Genomic DNA, 18745 nt, shown 5'->3' with positions numbered 1-18745 from the left:
AACCGTATCGAAAAACCGTTTTAAAGACTTGATTCGACAAGCCTAAAGGGAGAGAACGACGATGATGCGTATCATGCTGTTTCTGGCCACCAACCTGGCGGTGGTGCTGGTTGCAAGCTTTACGCTGCGCCTGTTTGGCGTGGAGGGCTACTTACGTGGCCAGGGGATCAACTTTACAAGCCTCTTGCTGTTTTGTTTCATCATCGGCATGGCGGGTTCGCTGATCTCGCTTTTGATGTCGAAGTGGCTAGCCAAACGCTCGACCGGCACCGTATTGATCGAATCGCCTTCTAATTCGACCGAGCAGTGGCTGGTGGACACCGTCGCCGAGCTTTCCCGCGAAGCGGGCATCAAAACCCCGGAAGTGGGCATTTTTCCCGCCCAGCAGTCCAACGCCTTTGCCACCGGTTGGAAGAAAGACGATGCGCTGGTCGCCGTTTCGGCGGGGCTTTTGAACCGCATGCGCCCGGACGAGGTGCGCGCGGTACTGGCCCACGAAATCGGCCACGTAGCCAACGGCGACATGGTGACGCTTGCGCTGATTCAGGGCGTGGTCAACACCTTCGTGATGTTCTTTGCCCGCGCCGTGGCGCACCTGCTCGACGGCTTTTTGAAAAGCCGCGGTAGCGAAGGCGGCCTTGGCTTTATTGGCTACTTCGCGGTGGTCATGGTGGCGGAAGTCGTATTTGGTCTGATCGCCTCGGCGATCGTTGCCTGGTTTTCCCGCTTTCGCGAATACCGTGCCGATGAAGCCGGGGCGCGACTGGCCGGCGCCAGCGCGATGGTCAACGCGCTAACGCGCCTGAAAGCCGAAACCGAAATGCCCGACCAGATGCCGGACACCATGCGCGCCATGGCCATTACCAAGGGCCAGACCCGCTCGATGATGGAGAAACTCTTCGCCAGCCACCCGCCTCTGGACGAACGCATTCGCGCGCTCAAAGAAGCCGCCTACCGTCAGTAGCGCGGTCAAACGAAGGGGGTGTAAAGCGCTGAGCGTGCACACCCCCGGCCGGCGGCCTTGGCATCGTAAAGCAGCTGGTCGGCGGCTCTTATCAGTAAAGACGCTTCGCCTCCCTCCATGCTCCGCGCCGTGGCCACGCCCAGGCTGATGGTCACGATCGGCGCTACTTCCGAACCTATATGAGGAAGAGCCATCGCTCGAATGGCCTTCTCGAGCTCTATTGCCTTGCGCGTGGCATCGGCCAGGTCGGTGGCCGGCAAAAGACAGGTAAACTCCTCGCCCCCGTAGCGCGAGACCAAATCTCTGGGGCGATTCAAATGCGCTTTTATGGTCGAGGCGATGGTTTTGAGACACTCGTCGCCGGAGGGATGGCCGTAAATGTCGTTATAGCGCTTGAAGAAATCGATATCGATAAAGAATACCGACAACGGCAGTTCATCCTTTTGACAACGCTGCCACTCGATATTGAGCAGTTCATCGAAATAGCGCCGGTTGGCAACGAGCGTTAACCCATCCTGCAGCGCAAGCTCCAGCAGCCGGTGGTTCTCCTGTTCACGCCGCTTGAGTACGGCGGCGGAAATCTGCAATACCGTCGACCTCAAAAGCTCCGTGCTTTCGTCTTCCATGGCCGGGTGTAGCGGTGGCGTGATCCGATTGCATTGGGCGATACGAAAAACGTGGCCGTTAGCCCCCGGGTGCTGGGTGACCCGTATCGATCGGCGGCTATTGATATATTCAAACGCCGGGGGCGCCTCCCCGTCCAGACTCCAGGACAGGTCCAGCGCCCGCTCGGGAAGCAGGCAGGCGGCGCTAATGGCGCGCGCGTTGACCCCGTGGTTAAGCAGGGTAGCGGCATCGGCAAACTCTTCCGTAAATCCCGAGTTCCAATCGACCAGCCCACCCCGGTCATCGAAAACAGCGACGCTTTGGTTAAAAGCCCCGGGTTTACTCATGCAGTTCGCCGCGCTGCAGTCCTAGCCGCTTGGCTGCCAGCGCCGTTCCTTCCACGCGCGCGCGAATCTTGGCAAAGGCGGTTTCCCGCGGTGTCGAGACATCGTCGCAAAACGGGGAAAAACCGCAGTCGTCGGTGGTACCCAGCTGCGCCAAGGGGATGAAACGGGCCGCTTGCAGCACGCGCTCGCACACTTCTTCGGCGGTTTCGATGTGCGGGTCGTTGACATCGATCACCCCGATAAAGGCGCGCTGCCAGGGCTTCAAATAGCGCGCGATGATTTTCAAGCCGCGTTCCGGGTCTTTTTCCGAGGCCATCGCGATATAGAAGTTACCGACCTTGAGTTCGAAAAGGCTCGGCAAAAGCTCGGCGTAATCCACGTCAGCGCTGTGGGTGGCGTCGTGATCGGCCCCGGGGCAGGTATGCACGCCAAGGCACTGGCGTTCTTCATCGCTAAGGCGTGCCAGCACCCGGTTATTGAGCTCGATAAAGCTATTGAGCACGCTGCCGCTGGGATCGAGCTTGAGCGACAACCGCCCTTCGGTAAAATCGATCTGTACCTTTTGGGCACCCGCGGCGAAGCAGCCGCGTATCTCTTTTTCCTGCTCATCGATCAGGTCGTCGAGGAATGCTTCGCGGCTGTAGCCCTCGATCCCATCGGCAGGATAGAAAAGACTCAACGCCGATACCGAAATAATCGCCTGCTTCATGGGCAGCTCGGTATGGGGTCTGGCCATCGCCAGGGAATCGGCGGCGGAGAGGGTGTAGCGAAACGGGCCACGGGTCAAACGCGGCAAGCGGCGGACATGGCCATCGCTAAAGGGAATCTCGAGGCCATCGGAGGCAAAATTATCGCCCCCTTCCACGGAATAAGTCGCAAAGCTATGGGTCTTGCGCTGCTCGCCGTCGGTAATCATGGGCGAGCCCGTAGCCTCGAGCTCGCGCATCGTTTGTTGAACGGCTTCGTCGTAAAGGGCATCCATGGCCGCTGCGCCGATTTCGCCGGCATCGAAGCGGTGCTGGGCCTGAATCAACTTATCCAAACGCGGTATGCTGCCAATGGGTTCTGTCGGTAACGTCGTCATTGATTGTCCACCACCTGGTTGTACTCAGTTTAATTTTTAGTCGATTTCAAGTACGTTGCCCAGTCGGTTGGCAGGCTTTTGCCCGTTTGATGTTTTAACGTTACAGCGCATCATACCGGGAGTACGTTGAAACCTGCCCCGCGCAGCAGGCCCTCGAGCGCTAACGCCTCGCCGGATAGCCTCACTTGCAGCGTGGCAAATTCGCGACGTAGCGGATAGTTCGCCCGGCAGGCGTCGAACCCTTTTACCACACCCTCCTTTCGTATCGCGTAGGCCAGCGCCTCATGATCGCGGCGAACATCGTATACGGCCCGTATACACAACCGTAGCGCATCTTCCGCGGATAGCGCACCTTGCAGCGTTATCGCCGCCAAAGCCGGTGGCGGGCAGATCTCACTGAACGCCGGGCCCTCGGCACTCTTTAGGTACTGCGTAAGCGCCCGCTCGATCATCCAGGTGCCGCGCAGCTTCCCATCCAGACTATGCCCGGCAATGTGCGGCGTTGCCAGCGACACCTGCGCGCAAAGGTCCGTGTCGATGGCGGGTTCGTTCTCCCAGACGTCGAGCACCGCGGTCATATCGCCACGCTCGGCAAGCCGTTTGGCGAGTGCTTCGCCGTCCAGGCAGTCACCCCGGCCGGCGTTGATCAGTACCGTACCCGGGTTGAGCGCGCCGAGTCGCTCGCCGCCCAGCAGGTGATGGGTGGCGTGCTCGCCCTGGCGGACAAGCGGCGTGTGCAGGCAGATCACATCGCTTTGCTCGATCAGCGTATCGAGATCCACGAAACCACCGCCGCCCTCCCGCTTTGCCCGCGGCGGGTCGCACACTAGCGGCGCAAGCCCTAGTGCTTTCAGGCGCTCGACCAGTCGCCCGCCTACGTTGCCCGCCCCCACTACGCCTACGCGGCGCTCTAAAAACGGCCAGCCTTCGCGCTCGGCCAGGGTCACCAGGCTGCTCAATACGTAGTCCACTACTGCCTCGGCGTTGCAGCCCGGGGCGCTAGAAAAGCCGATGCTGCGCTTGCGCAAATAATCGAGGTCGATATGGTCCACGCCGATGGTGCAACTGCCCACAAAGCAAAGCGGGCTATCCTGGAGGAGCGCTTCGTCGACCCGGGTGATCGAGCGCACGATCAGCGCATCCGCATCGGCCAGGTCCTGGGATGTAATATCGCGACCGGGCCGGCGTGTAATCGTGCCCAAATGGCCAAAGCAGGCCTCGGCAGCGGGAATGTTGGCGTCAATGACAAGTTTCATAGGCGTTTGCGCGTCCGGCCTTTACAATATGCGGGAAAAAAGCGTTGTGGTTCAAAGGAGAGTGTTGTGATCGTACGCTGGGAAACCGACCATGACTATGTCCTGGTGCATATTCATCAGGACATGTTCGGCGACTGGATTTTTAGCCGCGCCTGGGGGCAGATCGGCACCCAGTTTGGCGGGTTGAAGCATCAGTTGGCCGACACCCGCGAACAGGCGCAGATGTGGCTCGATGACGAGGCCACCATTCAGGCCTCGCGGGGGTTCGATAAAGTGCTGGAGGCCGCCGACGATACGCCGGAGGCCCAGGACGCCATGCGCCAGCTTTCGCTACTGGATGCGCTTTAGGCCTTGTGGCTAAGCGTGAACACGTGGTGAAGGTTCGTACGCCGGGCAAAATCCGGGTCGAAAGTTTTACCGGTGATCTCTTCCACCTGGTAGCGCTCGCTGACCGCCTCATCGAGCTTGAAGCGGCGCTGGTTGTTGGAAAACACTAATGTGCCGCCAGGCGCCAGCCGCGCCATGGCAAGCTCGATCAACCGCGGATGGTCGCGCTGAATATCCAGGGTGTCGCGCATCTTCTTGGAGTTGGAGAAGGTCGGCGGGTCCATAAAAATCAGATCGAAGCGGGTATCCGCGCTTTCCAGCCAGCGAAAACAGTCCTCGCGCACCACCTTGTGGCGGCGCAGATCGAGATCGTTCAATACGAAGTTGTCTTTCGCCCACTCGAGATAGGTGTTGGACATATCCACGCTAACGCTGTCGCTGGCGCCGCCGAGCGCGGCCTGCACCGTCGCCGTAGCGGTATAGCAGAACAGATTCAAAAAGCGTTTACCCGAGGCCATTTCGCCGAGCATCCGCCGTACCGGGCGGTGGTCGAGGAAAAGCCCGGTATCCAGGTAGTCGCGCAGGTTCACCCATAGCCGGGCACCGCCCTCTCGAACCTCGAAACGCTCGTTGCTGGCCTCCCGCTTTTGGTACTGGGCGCTGCCGCTTTGGCGCTCGCGGCGCTTGATATAGATATCGGCCGGGCGAACGCCCAGCGCTTCGGGCAGCACTTCCAGCGCATCGAAAAGCCGCTTCTGGGCCTGGGCGGCGTTGACCGTTTTCGGCGCGGCGTACTCCTGCACGTGCACCTTGCCAGCGTAGCGGTCCACCGCTAGCGCGAACTCCGGCATATCGGCGTCGTACACGCGATAGCAGGTTTCACCGCTTTGCTTGAGCCACTTCTTCAAACGCTTTTGGTTCTTGGCCAGCCGGTTGGCAAACATCCGGGCGTTTTCGGAAACGTGCCTTTCGGTCGTGGCATCAAAAGCCTTATTGGCGTCCTCAGGAGCACGACCCTCGCTCGCCCTGCTCTCTTCGCTACCCTGCGGGCCGGCTTCGCCCTCGCTTCCCGATTGAGCGCTGCGCGGGGGTGCTTTGCCATCGCCAATGGCCATCAGCAGCAGCTTGGCATCCAGCGCGCCGTTTTTCAGCGCGTACTGCTTATGGGCGCGAAGCCCCAGCCGGTGACCAAGATCCGGATTGCCGGTAAATAGCGCAAGCGTCCAGCCCGGGAACAGCGCCTTGGCTTTATCGCCAAGCGTGGCGTAAAGGCCTACCAGCTCGGGTAGCTCGCCAAGCCGCTCGCCGTAAGGCGGGTTGGTGATGAGTAGCCCGCTTTGACCCGTTAACGCTTCGGGGCGGCTCAATTTATTCAAACTCTGCCCGTCGAGCTCGATCAGTGCGGGCACGCCGGCGCGCATGGCGTTGGCCCGGGCCGCGGAGAGCGCCGCCGGGCTCTGGTCGAAGCCGTAAAGCGTCGTTTTGCAGCGCTTACGCCCAATCGAGGCACGCGCCTCGGCTTCGCGCTTGAGCTCCTGCCAAATAGCCGCGTCGTGGCCCGCCCAGCCCTGAAACCCGAAGCGCTGACGGTGAAGGTTCGGCGCCTGGTCGGCCGCCATTAGGGCAGCCTCGATCAAAAGCGTCCCCGAGCCACAAAGCGGGTCGACCAGCGCCTCGCCCTGTTTGGCGCGCTCGGGCCAGCCTGCGCGCACCAAAAGCGCGGCGGCCAGGTTCTCCTTGAGCGGCGCGTGGCCGACCTCCTTGCGGTAGCCCCGGCGGTGCAGGCTGTCGCCGGAAAGATCGATACCCAGCGTCAAATTCGCCCGGTGCAGGTGGGCGTAAAGACGCAAATCCGGCGCTTTGGTGTCCACGTTGGGGCGCGCAAGCCCGGCCAGCGCCAGCGAATCCACCACCGCATCCTTGACCGTTTGCGCCCCAAACCGGGTGTGGCGAATCTGCTCGCTGCGCCCGTGAAAATCGACCGCCAGGGTTTTACCCGACGCGATATGCGACGGCCAGCTCACGGCAAGCGCCCCGTCGTACAGCTCGGCGGCGCTTTCCACCAGCGGTGTGCGGCCAAGGATCAAAACGATCCGATTGGCAAGCCGGGACCAGAGGCAGGCGCGGTAGGCGCAGGCCAGGTCGGCGCTGAAATAGACGCCAGCGACCGTGGCCTTGCAGGCACCCCCTCCCAGGGCTGCGAGCTCCTCCATGAGCAGGCTTTCGATGCCCTTGGGGCAGGTCGCTAAAAAATCCAACGGGGCGTTTTGGCTGGGCTCGGTCATAAGTCTGGCCGCGCGTAACCGCGCGAAATTCCTATATATGGCAAATGTATTTACATTAAATGACAATTTTGGGTCGACAGCGGCCCCAATCATGGGCTAACAATAAGACAGTAGCTACTGAAAACGCATGCGTAATCTGTCAGGGTTTATAGCCGGGCAAATGATTGCCTTAAAGGTTTCACTTTAAACCCATGGCTTGTCGGGATTGAATGGCCGCCGTTTCGCACGTGAGTGCCAAGCGCTTGGCAGCTGATCAAACTCGCTCTTGAAGTAAGCTCCGAAACGGCGGCCGGCCACTTTTCTCACTCCGGCATACCGTTTCATACCCAAGGCTTTCATAAAAGAGGTCAGCCAATGAAACGACAAAAACGTGATCGCTTCCAGCGGGCGTATGTTCATGGTTACAAAGCGGGGGTTTCGGGTCGCTCCCGGGACGATTGCCCTAGTCAAGAGGTCAATTTACGCGAGTACTGGATGAGCGGTTGGCGTGAAGGTCGCGGCGACCAGTGGGACGGCATGACCGGCGTTTCCGGCATCCACAAAAACCCCATGGTCACCACCTGACGATCCCCCCTTCAAAAGCTAATTGAACCGATCGAGCCCGCTCATTTTCAAGCGGGCTTTTTCATGCCTTGCGCTTACTCACAAGCGCCGCTCTCCCCTTCGGCGATTGCCTTGGCACAGCGGCGTACCAGGCCCGGGCCTTCGTAGATGAGCCCGGAATAGAGCTGTACCAGGTCCGCCCCGGCGGCAAGCTTTTCTCTGGCCTTTTTCGGGCTGTCGATACCGCCGACCCCGATGATCGGCAGCGTCGGCAGATGCTCACGGAGTGTGCGAATGACGGCGTTGGAGGGCTCGAACACCGGACGACCGGATAGCCCGCCGGCCTCTGCGGCGTGGGCGTGGCCTTCGACCGCCGCGCGCTCCACGGTGGTGTTGGTGGCAATCACGCCGTCAAAACCATTGTCCGTGATACTTTGCGCTACCAGGGCGATTTCATCGCTGCTCATATCCGGGGCGATCTTGATCAAAAGCGGCACCTTGCGCCCGGCCTCTAAATCCAGCACGTTGCAGCGTTCGCGAATGGGTCCTAGCAGCGCATCGAGCTGGGCACCGAACTGTAGCGTACGAAGCCCCGGCGTATTGGGCGATGAAACGTTCACGGTGACGTAGTCCGCCACGCCGTGCACCGCGTCCAGGCAGACGAGATAGTCCTCCAGCGCCCCATCCACCGAGGTGGTGAGATTCTTGCCGATGTTGACCCCCACCAGCCCCGCATAGCGGCGCTTTTTGACCTGCTCGACCAGGTAAGCCACCCCCTTGTTATTGAAGCCGAAGCGATTGATGAGCGCGCCGTGCTTGGGCAGGCGAAAAAGCCGCGGCTTGTCGTTGCCCGGCTGGGGCTTGGGTGTGACCGTGCCGACTTCGACAAAACCAAACCCAAGCGCGCCCAGCGCATCCAAATGGTCGGCGTTTTTATCGAGCCCGGCGGCCAGCCCTACCCGGTTGGCAAAGCGCAGGCCCATCAGCTCGACCGGGTCACTTACCGTGCTGCCGTACAATTTTTCCACCCCGCCGGCCTTGTGGAGCGCATCCAATGCGCGAAGCGTGAGGCCGTGGGCATTTTCAGGGTCCAGGCGGAACAGCAGCGAACGGGTAAGCTGATACATCAAGGGCTCCAGGCGGGTGTGGGCGGTAAGCATCGAGGGCGGGCGGCGATTATAACGTAAAGCGCCAGCGGGCGCAGGGTCGCGCCCCGGCGCTTTTACAAGAGCTCACACAGCACAAAAAAAAGCGCCCCGCTGAGCGGGGCGCGTTCGAGCTTGAAAGCCTTTTCTAGCCTTCGCTGCCGCTTTCGGCCAGATCCACCAACTCGCGAACGGCGACGGCGAAGAGCGCAAAGCCGCCCTCGGTGCCGCCGTGCACCTCCTCGACCAGGCTGCGCCAACGGCTGTGCAGGTCCTTGTGCTGCTCGAGCCACTGGTCGACCAGCTCCTGGGTATCGCGACTACCGGCGTCCATTTTCAGCACGCTGATGGTCAGCGCCAGCTGCTGACGGTCGATGTCGTCGCGGAAGGTTTCCCGCGCCTGGGCCTGCCAGGCATCGCGCACCTCGAGCTGGGTGACCTGACGCGTCATCCAGGGAAGCTCCAGACGGCTGCCGATCTCATAGAAGACCTCGGCCACGCGCTGGGGTTTTTCGTTGGTGGTACGCGCGGCATAGATGATGCCGAGCCCGGCGTAGAGGCTCGGCGCGCCGGCAACGGTGGAGGCCAGCGTTTCGGGTACGCCCTCTTCCTGCAGCTGATCGCGGCGCTGTTGCCACTCCTCTTGCTCATCGCCGCTTAAAAGCTCGCCAATCCCTTCCTGAAGTTGGGTCAAGCGCGGGGCGAAGTACTCGATGGTGTCCTGGGTAGAAAGACCCAGGTGCAGGCGCACGAACCAGCGGGTGGCACGGCGGATCAGACGCATCAAATCGAGCATCATGGCGTACTGCACGCGGTTGGGCACCTGGTTGTCCAGCGCCTCGATCTGCTCCCAAAGCGCCTTGAAGTTGAACGCGTCGCGAGCGATGACGTAGGCGCGGGCGATATCCGCCCGGCCGGCACCGGTGGAGTCGATCAGCCGGCGCATGAAGACGATGCCCATGTGATCGACCAGGTCGTTGGCCACCTGAGTAGCGACGATCTCACGCTTCAAGCGGTGCTCGTACATCTCGTCCTGGTAGCGCTCGACCAGTATGGAGGGGAACAGGTGCTCCAGGTAGCGGTGGACATAGGGGTCATCGGGGACGCTGGACTGCACCAAATCGCCCTTCAGCGTGCTTTTCGCGTAGGAAATTAGCACGGAGAGCTCGGGCAGGGTCATGCCTTCGTTGTTGCTTGCGCGCTCTTTGAGAATCTCGTCCGAGGGCAAGAACTCGAGTTCACGGTCGATCTGGCCGGCGCTTTCGAGCTCGCTGATAAAGCGCCGATACGGGCCGGACCCCTGACGCGACAGCCGCTCGGACAGATCGATCGCCTGGGTTTGGCGATAGTTATCCAGAATGACCAGCTCGCCCACTTCGTCGGTCATTTCCGCCAGCAGTTCGTTGCGCTGCTTATCGGTCATGTCGCCACGCTTGACGATCTCGTCGATCAATATCTTGATATTGACCTCGTGATCCGAGCAGTTCACGCCGCCGGCGTTATCGATGAAGTCGGTATAGACGCGCACGCCTTTACGCGCGGCTTCCATCCGCCCGCGCTGGGTCAGTCCGAGGTTACCGCCCTCGCCGACCACGCGGCAGTTGAGCTCGTTGCCATTGATGCGCAGGCCGTCGTTGGCCTTGTCACCGACATCGGCGTCCGTTTCGCTGGAGCCCTTCACGTAGGTGCCGATACCGCCGTTCCAGACCAGGTCCACTTTCGCTTTGAGCATCGCGTTGATCAGATCCACAGGCGAGAGCTTCTCGGCCTCGATACCGAAGACCTGGGCCATCTCCTCGGTAATCGTGATCGACTTCGCGCTGCGGCTGAAGACACCGCCCCCTTTGGAGATCAGCTCCTGGCTATAGTCTTCCCAGCTCGAGCGCGCCATGTCGAACATGCGCTTACGCTCGGCGAAGGCCGCCTCGGCGTCCGGGTTGGGGTCGACGAAGATATGCAGGTGATTGAACGCGCCGACCAGCTGGATCTTGTCGGAGAGCAGCATGCCGTTACCGAACACGTCGCCGGCCATGTCGCCGATGCCGACCACGGTAAAGAGGTCTTTTTGGGTATCCAGATCCAGGTTCTTGAAGTGGCGTTTGACCGACTCCCAGGCGCCCTTGGCGGTAATCGCCATCTTCTTGTGGTCGTAGCCGTTCTCACCGCCGGAGGCGAAGGCATCGCCCAGCCAGTGGCCGTACTCCAGCGAAATAGCATTGGCGATATCGGAAAACGACGCCGTCCCCTTGTCTGCCGCGACCACCATGTAGGTGTCGTCATCGTCGTGGCGCACCACGTTTTGCGGCGGCACGACGGTGGTGCCGTCGAGGTTGTCGGTCACATCCAAAAGCGCACGGATGAACGTCTGGTAACAGGCGATCCCCTCTTTTTGCTGGGTTTCGCGGTCAGCGTCTTCCGGCATGCGTTTGCACACGAAACCGCCCTTGGCGCCGACCGGTACGATGACCGAGTTCTTGACCTGCTGCGCCTTGACCAGGCCCAGTATTTCGGTGCGGTAATCCTCGAGACGCTCGGACCAGCGCAGCCCGCCCCGGGCGACCTTGCCGTTACGCAGGTGCACACCCTCGACCCGCGGCGAGCACATGAAAATCTCGTAGACCGGGCGCGGCTTGGGCATCCCGGTGACTTTAGTGGGCTCGAGCTTGTAGGCGATATAGTCCTTGAAGCCGCCCTCCGGGGTTTTCTGGTAGTAGTTGGTGCGCAGGGTCGCGTTGATCAGCTCCATCATGCGGCGCAGCAACTGGTCATCGCTGAGACTCGCCACGCCTTCGAGGTGCTCGATCAGCCGCGCTTCGCAATCCGCTGTATCGTGAGACTCGGCCTCGGGGTCGAAGCGCTGCTTGAAAAGCGCGACCAGGGTCTGGGTAATCTCGGGATAGCTTGCCAGGGTCGTCGCGATATAGGCCTGAGACATGCCGAAGCGAATCTGCTTGAGATAGCGGGCGTAGCCGCGCAGCATCGCCACTTCGCGCCAGTCCAGCCCCGCGCCGAGCACCAGTCGGTTAAAGGTGTCGTTGTCCGCTTCGCCCGCCCAGATACGCTGAAACGCTTCGCTGAAGACATCGCGCATTTGGCTCATGTCGACGCCGCTGCGGGTGTGCTCGAGCTCGAAGTCGTGAATCCAGTAGCGCTGTTTGGGGCCGTTGATGTCGTAGGGGCGCTCGCCCAGCACGCGAAGACCGAGGTTTTCCATCATCGGCAGCACGTCGGACAGCGGTATCTGATCATCCCGATGATAGAGCTTGAGGTTCATGCCGCCAGCCTGCTCTTCCATCGGCCGGTAAAGCGACAGCGAGAGCTTCCTGTCGCCTTCGAGCGCTAGCAGGTGCTGAATGTCGAACACCGCCGTGCGCGCGTTGAAATCCTCCCGGTAGCTTGCCGAGAAAGCCTGCTGGAACTCCCCCATCAAGCTATTGGTGCGCTCTTCGCCAAAGCCTTCGGTCATGGCCTCGAAGAGCTCGTCGCGCCAGCTGCGCGCCAAGCGGGCGACCTTTTTCTCCAGCCGCTTCAGGTCGTACTCGCTGGGCGCGTCGCCCTTGAAGCGCAGGATCAGCTGGATACGCGCCAGTACCGATTCCGAAAGGTAGGTATTGAAGTCGCCAAAGCGCGCGTCGAGCTCGTCGCAGAGCATGGTCTGAATGCGCTGGCGCAGGTCAGTGGAGAACACGTCCCGCGGCACGAACACCAAGCACGAGTAAAACTTGCCACTCACGTCGGTACGAATGAACAGACGCACCTGGCGACGCTCGCGGATATTCAGGATACCCAGCGCGGTTTCGGCCAGTGCCTCGGTACTGATCTGGAACAAATCATCCCGCGGGAAGACTTCCAGCACCTGCAAAAGCTGTTTGCCGTTGTGGCCCTGGGGGTTGAAGCCCGCAATGTCCATCACCGCCTTGAGCTTACGGCGCAAAAGCGGAATGTTGCGCGGCGATTCGTTGTACACCGTAGCGGTGAACAAACCGAAAAAGCGGCGTTCGCCGATCACGTTACCGTCGTCGTCGTAGCGGTCGACGGTAATGTAGTCCGGGTAGGTCGGCCGGTGAACGCGGCTGTGGTGCGCGCTCTTGGCAAACGAGAGAAGCTGTGGCACCAACACAAAGCTGTGGCCGTCTTCGTCCACGCCCTCTTCGGTGCGGATGCGCTCGCGATAACGCGCCTGGTTGAGGCGGAAGACCCCCAGCACGCTCTGGGGGTCGCGTTGGAGCTCGCCGTCGCGCAGGTGGTACTCGTCGTAGCCCAGGAAGGTGAAGTTGTCCTTCAACAGCCACTCCAGAAACGCGATTGCCTCTTCGTGGTCGTCCGGGTCGACCTGGGGCGGGCAGTTCTTCTCGAGCTCCTGGATCGCCGAGGTGATCTGGTTACACATGGGATCGAAATCATCAACGGCGGTGCGCACGTCGCGCAGCACGTTGTTGAGCTTCTCTTCCATGCTCGAAAGCGCCTGGCGGTCGGTGTGGCGGTCCACCTCGATGACGATCAGCGACTCCTTCGCTTCCGGCGCGTCGACCTCGCGGGGCGAGGTGAGCGTCTCGAGTTGATCGCTCGCGTCACGGGCCACGGCGAACACCGCGTTTTGAATCGCGTGGACGGTCAAGCCCCGGCGATTGAGCTCGATACGCACCGAATCGACGAGAAACGGCATGTCCTCGTGCAGCACCGCCACGAAGGTGTGGTTGGACTGCCAGCCGTGCTCTTCGAAATCCGGGTTGAAGATACGCACTTTCGGGCTATCCGGGTCGTGGTACTGCAAAAACTGCCAAATCGAAAGCGTGGCGCCGTAGAGGTCGTCCAGTCGGCGGTTAACGAAATCTTCCACCGGCACGGTCGCGTAAAAGTGCCGCGCGAAGGTTTCTACCTGGGCCGCCCGGTCGGGTTCCAAGCGCGCCTCCAGGCGCTCTTGCAACTGCTTTAAAAGATCTTGCCGACTCTCTTCACTCGCAACGTAGTGCATCCATCACCTCGATTGCTGGGCCCTTGGGCCGAAAAACGAACAGTTACAGGCCGTAAGGCCACGATACCGGTTAGCTTACGCGAATAGGCCGCGCCGCCCTACTGCTGTATCAATTTGCTTATAGAGTATGTCGCTTTCGCATTACGCACGCCTAGCGGCGCTTCAAGATCACCCCACACTCGCAGTGGTGGGTGAACGGAAACTGATCGAACAGGGCAAAGCGCTCGATCGCGTGCGTTTTGGTAAGCGTTGTCAGATTATCGGCAAGTGTTGCCGGGTTGCATGAAATATAGACGATCTGATCGTACTCGCTGATCTGCTCGCAGCTTTGCTGATCGAGCCCCGCGCGCGGCGGGTCGACCAGCACGGTCGAGAAGTCGTAGGCATCCAGATCCATCTCGGCCACCCGCCGCCCGGTCTTCTCGCCTTTCAATGCCAGCGAAAACTCCTCCGCCGACATGCGCGCAACGAACGCATTGTCGATGCGATTAGCCTCGATATTAACGTTAGCACTTGCCACCGACGTGCGAGAGATTTCCGTGGCCAGCACGCGGCGGAAATTCTGCGCCAGCGCGATGGTGAAATTGCCGTTACCACAGTAAAGCTCGACCAGGTCGCGCTCGTTCTGCCCGGTGGTGGCCTCCATCGCCCAGCCAAGCATCGTTTGGCAAATATGCGCATTGGGCTGGGTGAAGCTGTTTTCCACCTGCTGGTAGTCGAACGTGCGCCCGTTGACGTTTAGGCGCTCCCAAACGTGGTCGCGGGTCAACACCAGGCGCTGCTTGCGCGAGCGCCCAATGATCATGATGCCAAGCGCGGCCTCGAGCGCCCGGGCCTCGGCCTCCCAGGCCTCGTCCAGAGGGCGGTGGTAAATCAGCGTGACCAGCGCCTCGCCGCTTAGTGTGGTGAGAAACTCCACCTGAAAAAGGCGTTTGCGCAGCGTGTCGCTTTGCAAAAACGCCTCTCTGAGCCTGGGCATCAGCTCATTGATGCGCTCGCTTGCCACCAAAAACTGATCCAGGCGCACGACCTTCTTGTCCTTGGGGTCCTCAGGGTTGACCTCGAACATAGCGTAGTAAAGGTCGTCGCCTTCATGCCAGATACGAAACTCGCAGCGCTGGCGGTAGTGGCTGGGCGGCGACGGGTACACCTCCAGCGCGGGCGGTGAAAACGGTGCGAAAAGCGCCTCGACGGCGACACGTTTGTCTTTGAGCTGCTCGTCATAGCGTTGGGGGTCGACAGCGGGAATAGCCAAAACGGCTCCTTATACATTAATCAGAAACGCCCCGGGCACTCAGGGCAGCCGTAAACGTTGGGGGGGCTTGAAGCCAAACTCGGCAAAACCGGCAATCAGGTGGCCGGCCGTGGCAGTGGTGAAGCAGCGCCCATCGAGCGGGCCGGTCGAGCGCGGGGCAACGTCGAAGACGCGACGGGCGATCGCGTCGCCGGAATCGACCCAGGTAAGCGCGGTGGGCGCCAGCTCTTCGAGCAGCGGCTTTAAAAGCGGAAAGTGGGTACAGCCGAGCACCACGGTATCCAGCGGTGGAGACGCTTCGAGCGCCTGCCACAAAGGCGCCAGCGCACGCTGGAGGCGCACTCGGTCGACGGGGGTTCCGGCAAGCCAGGCCTCGGCTTCGACCACCAGCGCGTCCGCGGCCACCCTGGTCACCAGGCAGTCGCTGGCAAAGCGCTCGATCAAATCCTGGGTATAGGGGCGATTGACCGTTGCGCTGGTGGCCAACAGGCCAATATGGCGGGTTTGGCTCAAGCGCGCGGCGGGCTTGATCGCCGGCACGGTGCCGATCACCGGAATATTCAGCGCCTCGCGCAGCCCGGCGAGCGCCAAGGTGCTGGCGGTGTTACAAGCGACCACCAGGGTACTCGCCTCACAGGCGCTTACCGCCGCCTGGCAAACATGCAAAATACGCCGGGCCAGGGTGACATCGTCGCGTACCCCGTAAGGCAGCCAGGCGTTGTCGCAGGCGTAGCACATGGCCGTATCGGGTTGGCGTCTGTAGAGCGAGCGAGCCACGGAAAGCCCGCCCACGCCGGAATCAAAAATCAGGATAGGCCCGCTCATTGCGCCCCGCCCGGCCTGAGAGATGGGTTAGCCACAGCGCCCTCGAGTGTTTAAAAAGACGCCAGTTTAACACGCCCGCAAGGCCTGGGCGCGAACGCCGCTATACGTTGGGCACGTCGGCGCCGCGAAGCTCGGCGTAGAGTTCCGGATAGGCATTTTGCAGGCGCTCGAGTTCCTGCTGCGCCGTGCCGGGAAGCGCCTGGCTTAGCTCTTCCAGGTCCTCTTGAGTGAAGTACTTGTCGATCAGCGGAAAAAGCTTTTCGCGCTCGTGGCGAAGGTAGCTGCGGTGGGCGTCCAGGTAGGTATTCAGGTCGTCGCTAAAGCGGTCCATCGGCAGCACGTTATCCATCAAAATCATGTCGATGTCGTCGGAAAGCTGCGCAAGGCTTGGCTTCAACTCGCGGTAGTCGCTGGCCATTTTCTCCATGAAGGGCATCTCTTCCGACGCTTTCTCTTCCAGGCGCTCCACACAGATTTGCTCCAGGGGCGTGGCGAAATCATTCATGTAGGACAAAATGTAGTCGACGACTTCGCGCATCAGGTTGAAGTTGGGCCGTTCGCCCAGCGCCAGCGTTTTCTGCTTGAGCTGAAGCACGTGAAGCATTCGTGCCATATTGGCATGATCCAGACGCAACTGATTTAACATGACGATCTCCTTGAGGTGTGGTCGAGCCTTTTGCTTCAACGCCCTGTAAAAGTCCTAAAAACGCGCTGGGGAGGCAGTTTCTACTACGCTAATGAACACGATAAGATTGAACATGCGCCCGGCCGGGCGGCTTTGCAAATGCGGTGATCAAAGGCATTGCGTTACCAGATTACGTCCTAAAATAGCCTGCCGCAACGCGCTTTGCCATAGCCCCAAGCCTGGGCTCGACTGACACCGGAAGACGGAAGTAGACATGGACCTTTTTGAAAGCGCCTTTGAACCACCTGCCGAGGGCGCTCCGCTCGCCTTTCGTATGCGCCCACGTCACCTGGACGACTACGCGGGTCAACAAGCGCTGGTCGGCCCCGGAAAACCGCTGCGCCAGATGGCCGAATCGCAAACGGTACGCTCGATGATTCTCTGGGGCCCGCCCGGCGTCGGCAAGACGACCCTCGCCGAGCTTCTGGCGCGGGCCTCCAGCGCCGAGCTCGAACAGCTAAGTGCGGTGATGGCCGGCGTCAAGGAGATTCGCGGCGTCGTCGAGCGCGCCCGACAAACTCGGGCGCAGACGCTGCTCTTTTTGGACGAGATTCACCGGCTCAATAAAAGCCAGCAGGATGCGCTGCTGCCCCACGTCGAATCCGGGCTTTTGACGCTGATCGGCGCGACCACCGAAAACCCCTCCTTCGAGGTGAACTCGGCGCTTTTATCGCGTACCCGGGTATACGTGCTCAAACCGCTCAGCCAGGAGGAGCTGATCGGCGTGATGCGCCAGGCACTGGAGGATACCGAACGCGGCCTGGGCCGGCGTGCGATCGACCTGGAAGAGGGCGTGCTGGAAGCCCTGGCCCACGCCGCGGCGGGCGACGCGCGCCGGGCGCTGGGGCTTTTGGAAACCGCCTGCGACTTTACCCGGCAAGAGGGCGAGCGCGAAGTGCTGCACAAGCAAGCCTTGGCGGATGTGATCGGCCACCAGTCCAGCGCCTTCGATAAACAGGGCGACGGCTACTATGACTTGCTCTCGGCGATTCACAAATCGATCCGCTCGTCGCGCCCGGACGCCGCACTTTTATACATGGCGCGCTTTATTCAGGGCGGCGGCGACCCGCTGGACGTGGTGAGACGACTTAGCGCCATCGCCTCGGAAGATGTGGGTAACGCCGACCCAAGGGCGCTTCCGCTGGTGATCGCCGCCTGGGATGCCTATTTGCGGCTGGGCGATTATGAGGGCCAGCGGGCGATTGCTCACGCGGCGATCCACCTGGCGGTAGCGCCCAAGAGCAACCGGATCGACCGCGCCTGGAACGCCGCGCGGCAGTTCGTCAACAACCAGCCCCAGGTGGATGTGCCAAGCTATTTGCGTAACGCCCCGACCAAACTGATGGAGGAACTCGGCCACGGCGAAGGTTACCGCTACGCCCACAGCGAACCAGGCGGCTACCCGGCGGGCAGCGCCCACGACTGCTGGCCGGACGCGCTACCCAAAACGCGCTTTTTCGAGCCCAGTGATTATGGCCAGGAAAAGCGCTTTGCCGAGATCATGGCCTGGCGCGAAGCCCAAGACGCAGAAGCCGATCAGGCGCCCTGAGGCGCCTGATCGGTGGTTGCTGATATCAAAACAATGAGAGGCGCTGGACGCGTTTCGGGTCAGTAGCTTTCGCGAATCACATCGGTGCCTTCGGGGATCTCGAAATCGAACAAACTGGTGTCGACACGCCCGTTTTGAACCACGTTGTTGAACGCAATCGCGGTACGCTGGCCGGTGCTGTCGGTCATTAGAAGTTCGGTCAGGGTCTCGCCCTCGAACACCATGCTCAGTTCTTCGAACAGCGTATCGTTGGAGGTCGGGATCAGGGTGAAGATATCCTCGCCCCCTTCCTGCTCATAAAATACGTCGTAGCTTTCGGTCAGATCGACGGTACTGCCCGAGAGCAACAGCGCCGGCGTGTGCGAGACGCGGTTGTCCATCGCCTGCACGGTCACCTGCTCCAGGTCCGGGTCGTACAGATAAACCTCATCGCCATCGGACACCACGACCTGGGCGTAGGGTGCTTCGACTTCCCAGCGCAACATGCCCGGGCGGGAAAGCCACATCTCACCGCGCGCCTGCTGCAGGCGCTCACCGCCGCTGCCGCTGATTTGCTGCTCGAAAGACGCCTGATAGCTCTCCAGCGGCTCGAGACGCTCGGTGAGGCGCTCGGCGGCGTCGTCGGCAAGCGCCACAGGCGATGCAAAGCCAAGGCCCAGCGCACTGGCGGCTAGCATCAGCGAAGAAGAACGTCGAGTATCTGTGTCGCTCATAACCTTACTCCCTAGGCAGTGTTGCCAAATAGCGGTCATCCTCGAATGAGTCGATACTCAAACGGGTCAGTACTTAAATTGGTCAGTACTTAAATTGATAAGCACTCAAATCGATAAGTACGCAGTGCCGCGTTAATGCTTGATTGGTAGGACTTTTAACGTCCTTGTCCACACTCAGACGCGTCT

At 60.9% G+C, this 18745-nt stretch carries 14 protein-coding genes; 4 read left to right on the top strand and 10 right to left on the bottom strand.

The annotated features are described in order from the left end of the window. The first annotated feature begins 61 nt into the window (after positions 1-61). Positions 62-964 carry a protease HtpX gene (htpX, locus tag ACWHVV_RS05595; RefSeq protein WP_447528187.1) on the top strand — a complete coding sequence of 301 codons (903 nt, stop codon included), beginning with the start codon at positions 62-64 and terminating at the stop codon, positions 962-964. Between the two features lie 5 nt (positions 965-969). Here the strand turns inward: htpX and ACWHVV_RS05590 are convergent, their stop codons facing one another. From ACWHVV_RS05590 to pdxB, 3 genes are all read right to left on the bottom strand, one after another. Beyond that, positions 970-1917 (bottom strand): diguanylate cyclase, encoded by a 948-nt coding sequence (locus ACWHVV_RS05590; RefSeq protein WP_447928470.1) that lies wholly within the window; start codon positions 1915-1917, stop codon positions 970-972. Further along, the gene (locus tag ACWHVV_RS05585) at positions 1910-3001 is read right to left on the bottom strand and encodes a cobalamin-independent methionine synthase II family protein (protein WP_447928469.1); all 1092 of its coding nucleotides are present in this window, start codon (positions 2999-3001) and stop codon (positions 1910-1912) included. Before ACWHVV_RS05585 ends, ACWHVV_RS05590 begins: the two co-directional genes overlap by 8 nt. Before the next feature lie 110 nt (positions 3002-3111). Next, complete coding sequence (gene pdxB, locus ACWHVV_RS05580) at positions 3112-4257, bottom strand: 4-phosphoerythronate dehydrogenase PdxB (RefSeq protein WP_447928468.1); 1146 nt, start codon at positions 4255-4257, stop codon at positions 3112-3114. 66 nt (positions 4258-4323) lie between these two features. On the opposite strand from pdxB, the gene ACWHVV_RS05575 reads away from it, so the two are divergent. Further along, a complete protein-coding gene (locus ACWHVV_RS05575) occupies positions 4324-4605 on the top strand; it encodes a hypothetical protein (RefSeq protein ID WP_447528183.1) in 282 nt (93 codons plus the stop codon). On the opposite strand, the gene rlmKL is transcribed toward ACWHVV_RS05575, so the two are convergent. Beyond that, positions 4602-6869 (bottom strand): bifunctional 23S rRNA (guanine(2069)-N(7))-methyltransferase RlmK/23S rRNA (guanine(2445)-N(2))-methyltransferase RlmL, encoded by a 2268-nt coding sequence (gene rlmKL, locus ACWHVV_RS05570; RefSeq protein ID WP_447928467.1) that lies wholly within the window; start codon positions 6867-6869, stop codon positions 4602-4604. The genes ACWHVV_RS05575 and rlmKL overlap by 4 nt on opposite strands. Before the next feature lie 354 nt (positions 6870-7223). Here rlmKL and rmf point away from each other — a divergent pair, with 354 nt between their 5' ends. After that, positions 7224-7433, top strand: coding sequence for a ribosome modulation factor (gene rmf / locus ACWHVV_RS05565; RefSeq protein ID WP_447528181.1), 210 nt, complete (start codon positions 7224-7226; stop codon positions 7431-7433). A gap of 74 nt (positions 7434-7507) precedes the next feature. Here rmf and ACWHVV_RS05560 read toward each other — a convergent pair whose 3' ends face one another. From ACWHVV_RS05560 to ACWHVV_RS05540, 5 genes are all read right to left on the bottom strand, one after another. Next, positions 7508-8539 carry a quinone-dependent dihydroorotate dehydrogenase gene (locus ACWHVV_RS05560; protein WP_447928466.1) on the bottom strand — a complete coding sequence of 344 codons (1032 nt, stop codon included), beginning with the start codon at positions 8537-8539 and terminating at the stop codon, positions 7508-7510. A gap of 166 nt (positions 8540-8705) precedes the next feature. Continuing rightward, entirely contained in the window at positions 8706-13532 is a 4827-nt protein-coding gene (locus ACWHVV_RS05555; RefSeq protein WP_447928465.1) for an NAD-glutamate dehydrogenase, read from the bottom strand. A 151-nt stretch (positions 13533-13683) separates the two neighbouring features. After that, positions 13684-14787 (bottom strand): tRNA (uridine(54)-C5)-methyltransferase TrmA, encoded by a 1104-nt coding sequence (trmA, locus tag ACWHVV_RS05550; protein ID WP_447928464.1) that lies wholly within the window; start codon positions 14785-14787, stop codon positions 13684-13686. Positions 14788-14826: 39 nt separating this feature from the next. After that, the gene (murI, locus tag ACWHVV_RS05545; RefSeq protein WP_447928463.1) at positions 14827-15612 is read right to left on the bottom strand and encodes a glutamate racemase; all 786 of its coding nucleotides are present in this window, start codon (positions 15610-15612) and stop codon (positions 14827-14829) included. Between the two features lie 100 nt (positions 15613-15712). Next, positions 15713-16258 (bottom strand): hemerythrin domain-containing protein, encoded by a 546-nt coding sequence (locus tag ACWHVV_RS05540; RefSeq protein WP_447928462.1) that lies wholly within the window; start codon positions 16256-16258, stop codon positions 15713-15715. 253 nt (positions 16259-16511) lie between these two features. On the opposite strand from ACWHVV_RS05540, the gene ACWHVV_RS05535 reads away from it, so the two are divergent. Then, entirely contained in the window at positions 16512-17846 is a 1335-nt protein-coding gene (locus ACWHVV_RS05535) for a replication-associated recombination protein A (RefSeq protein ID WP_447928461.1), read from the top strand. A gap of 59 nt (positions 17847-17905) precedes the next feature. Here the strand turns inward: ACWHVV_RS05535 and lolA are convergent, their stop codons facing one another. Then, positions 17906-18559, bottom strand: a complete 654-nt coding sequence (gene lolA, locus ACWHVV_RS05530; RefSeq protein WP_447928460.1) for an outer membrane lipoprotein chaperone LolA — start codon at positions 18557-18559, stop codon at positions 17906-17908. Between the last annotated feature and the right edge of the window lie 186 nt (positions 18560-18745).

This window comes from Vreelandella sp. EE27, assembly GCF_968206495.1.
This window is presented reverse-complemented; position numbering and strand designations above follow the sequence as displayed.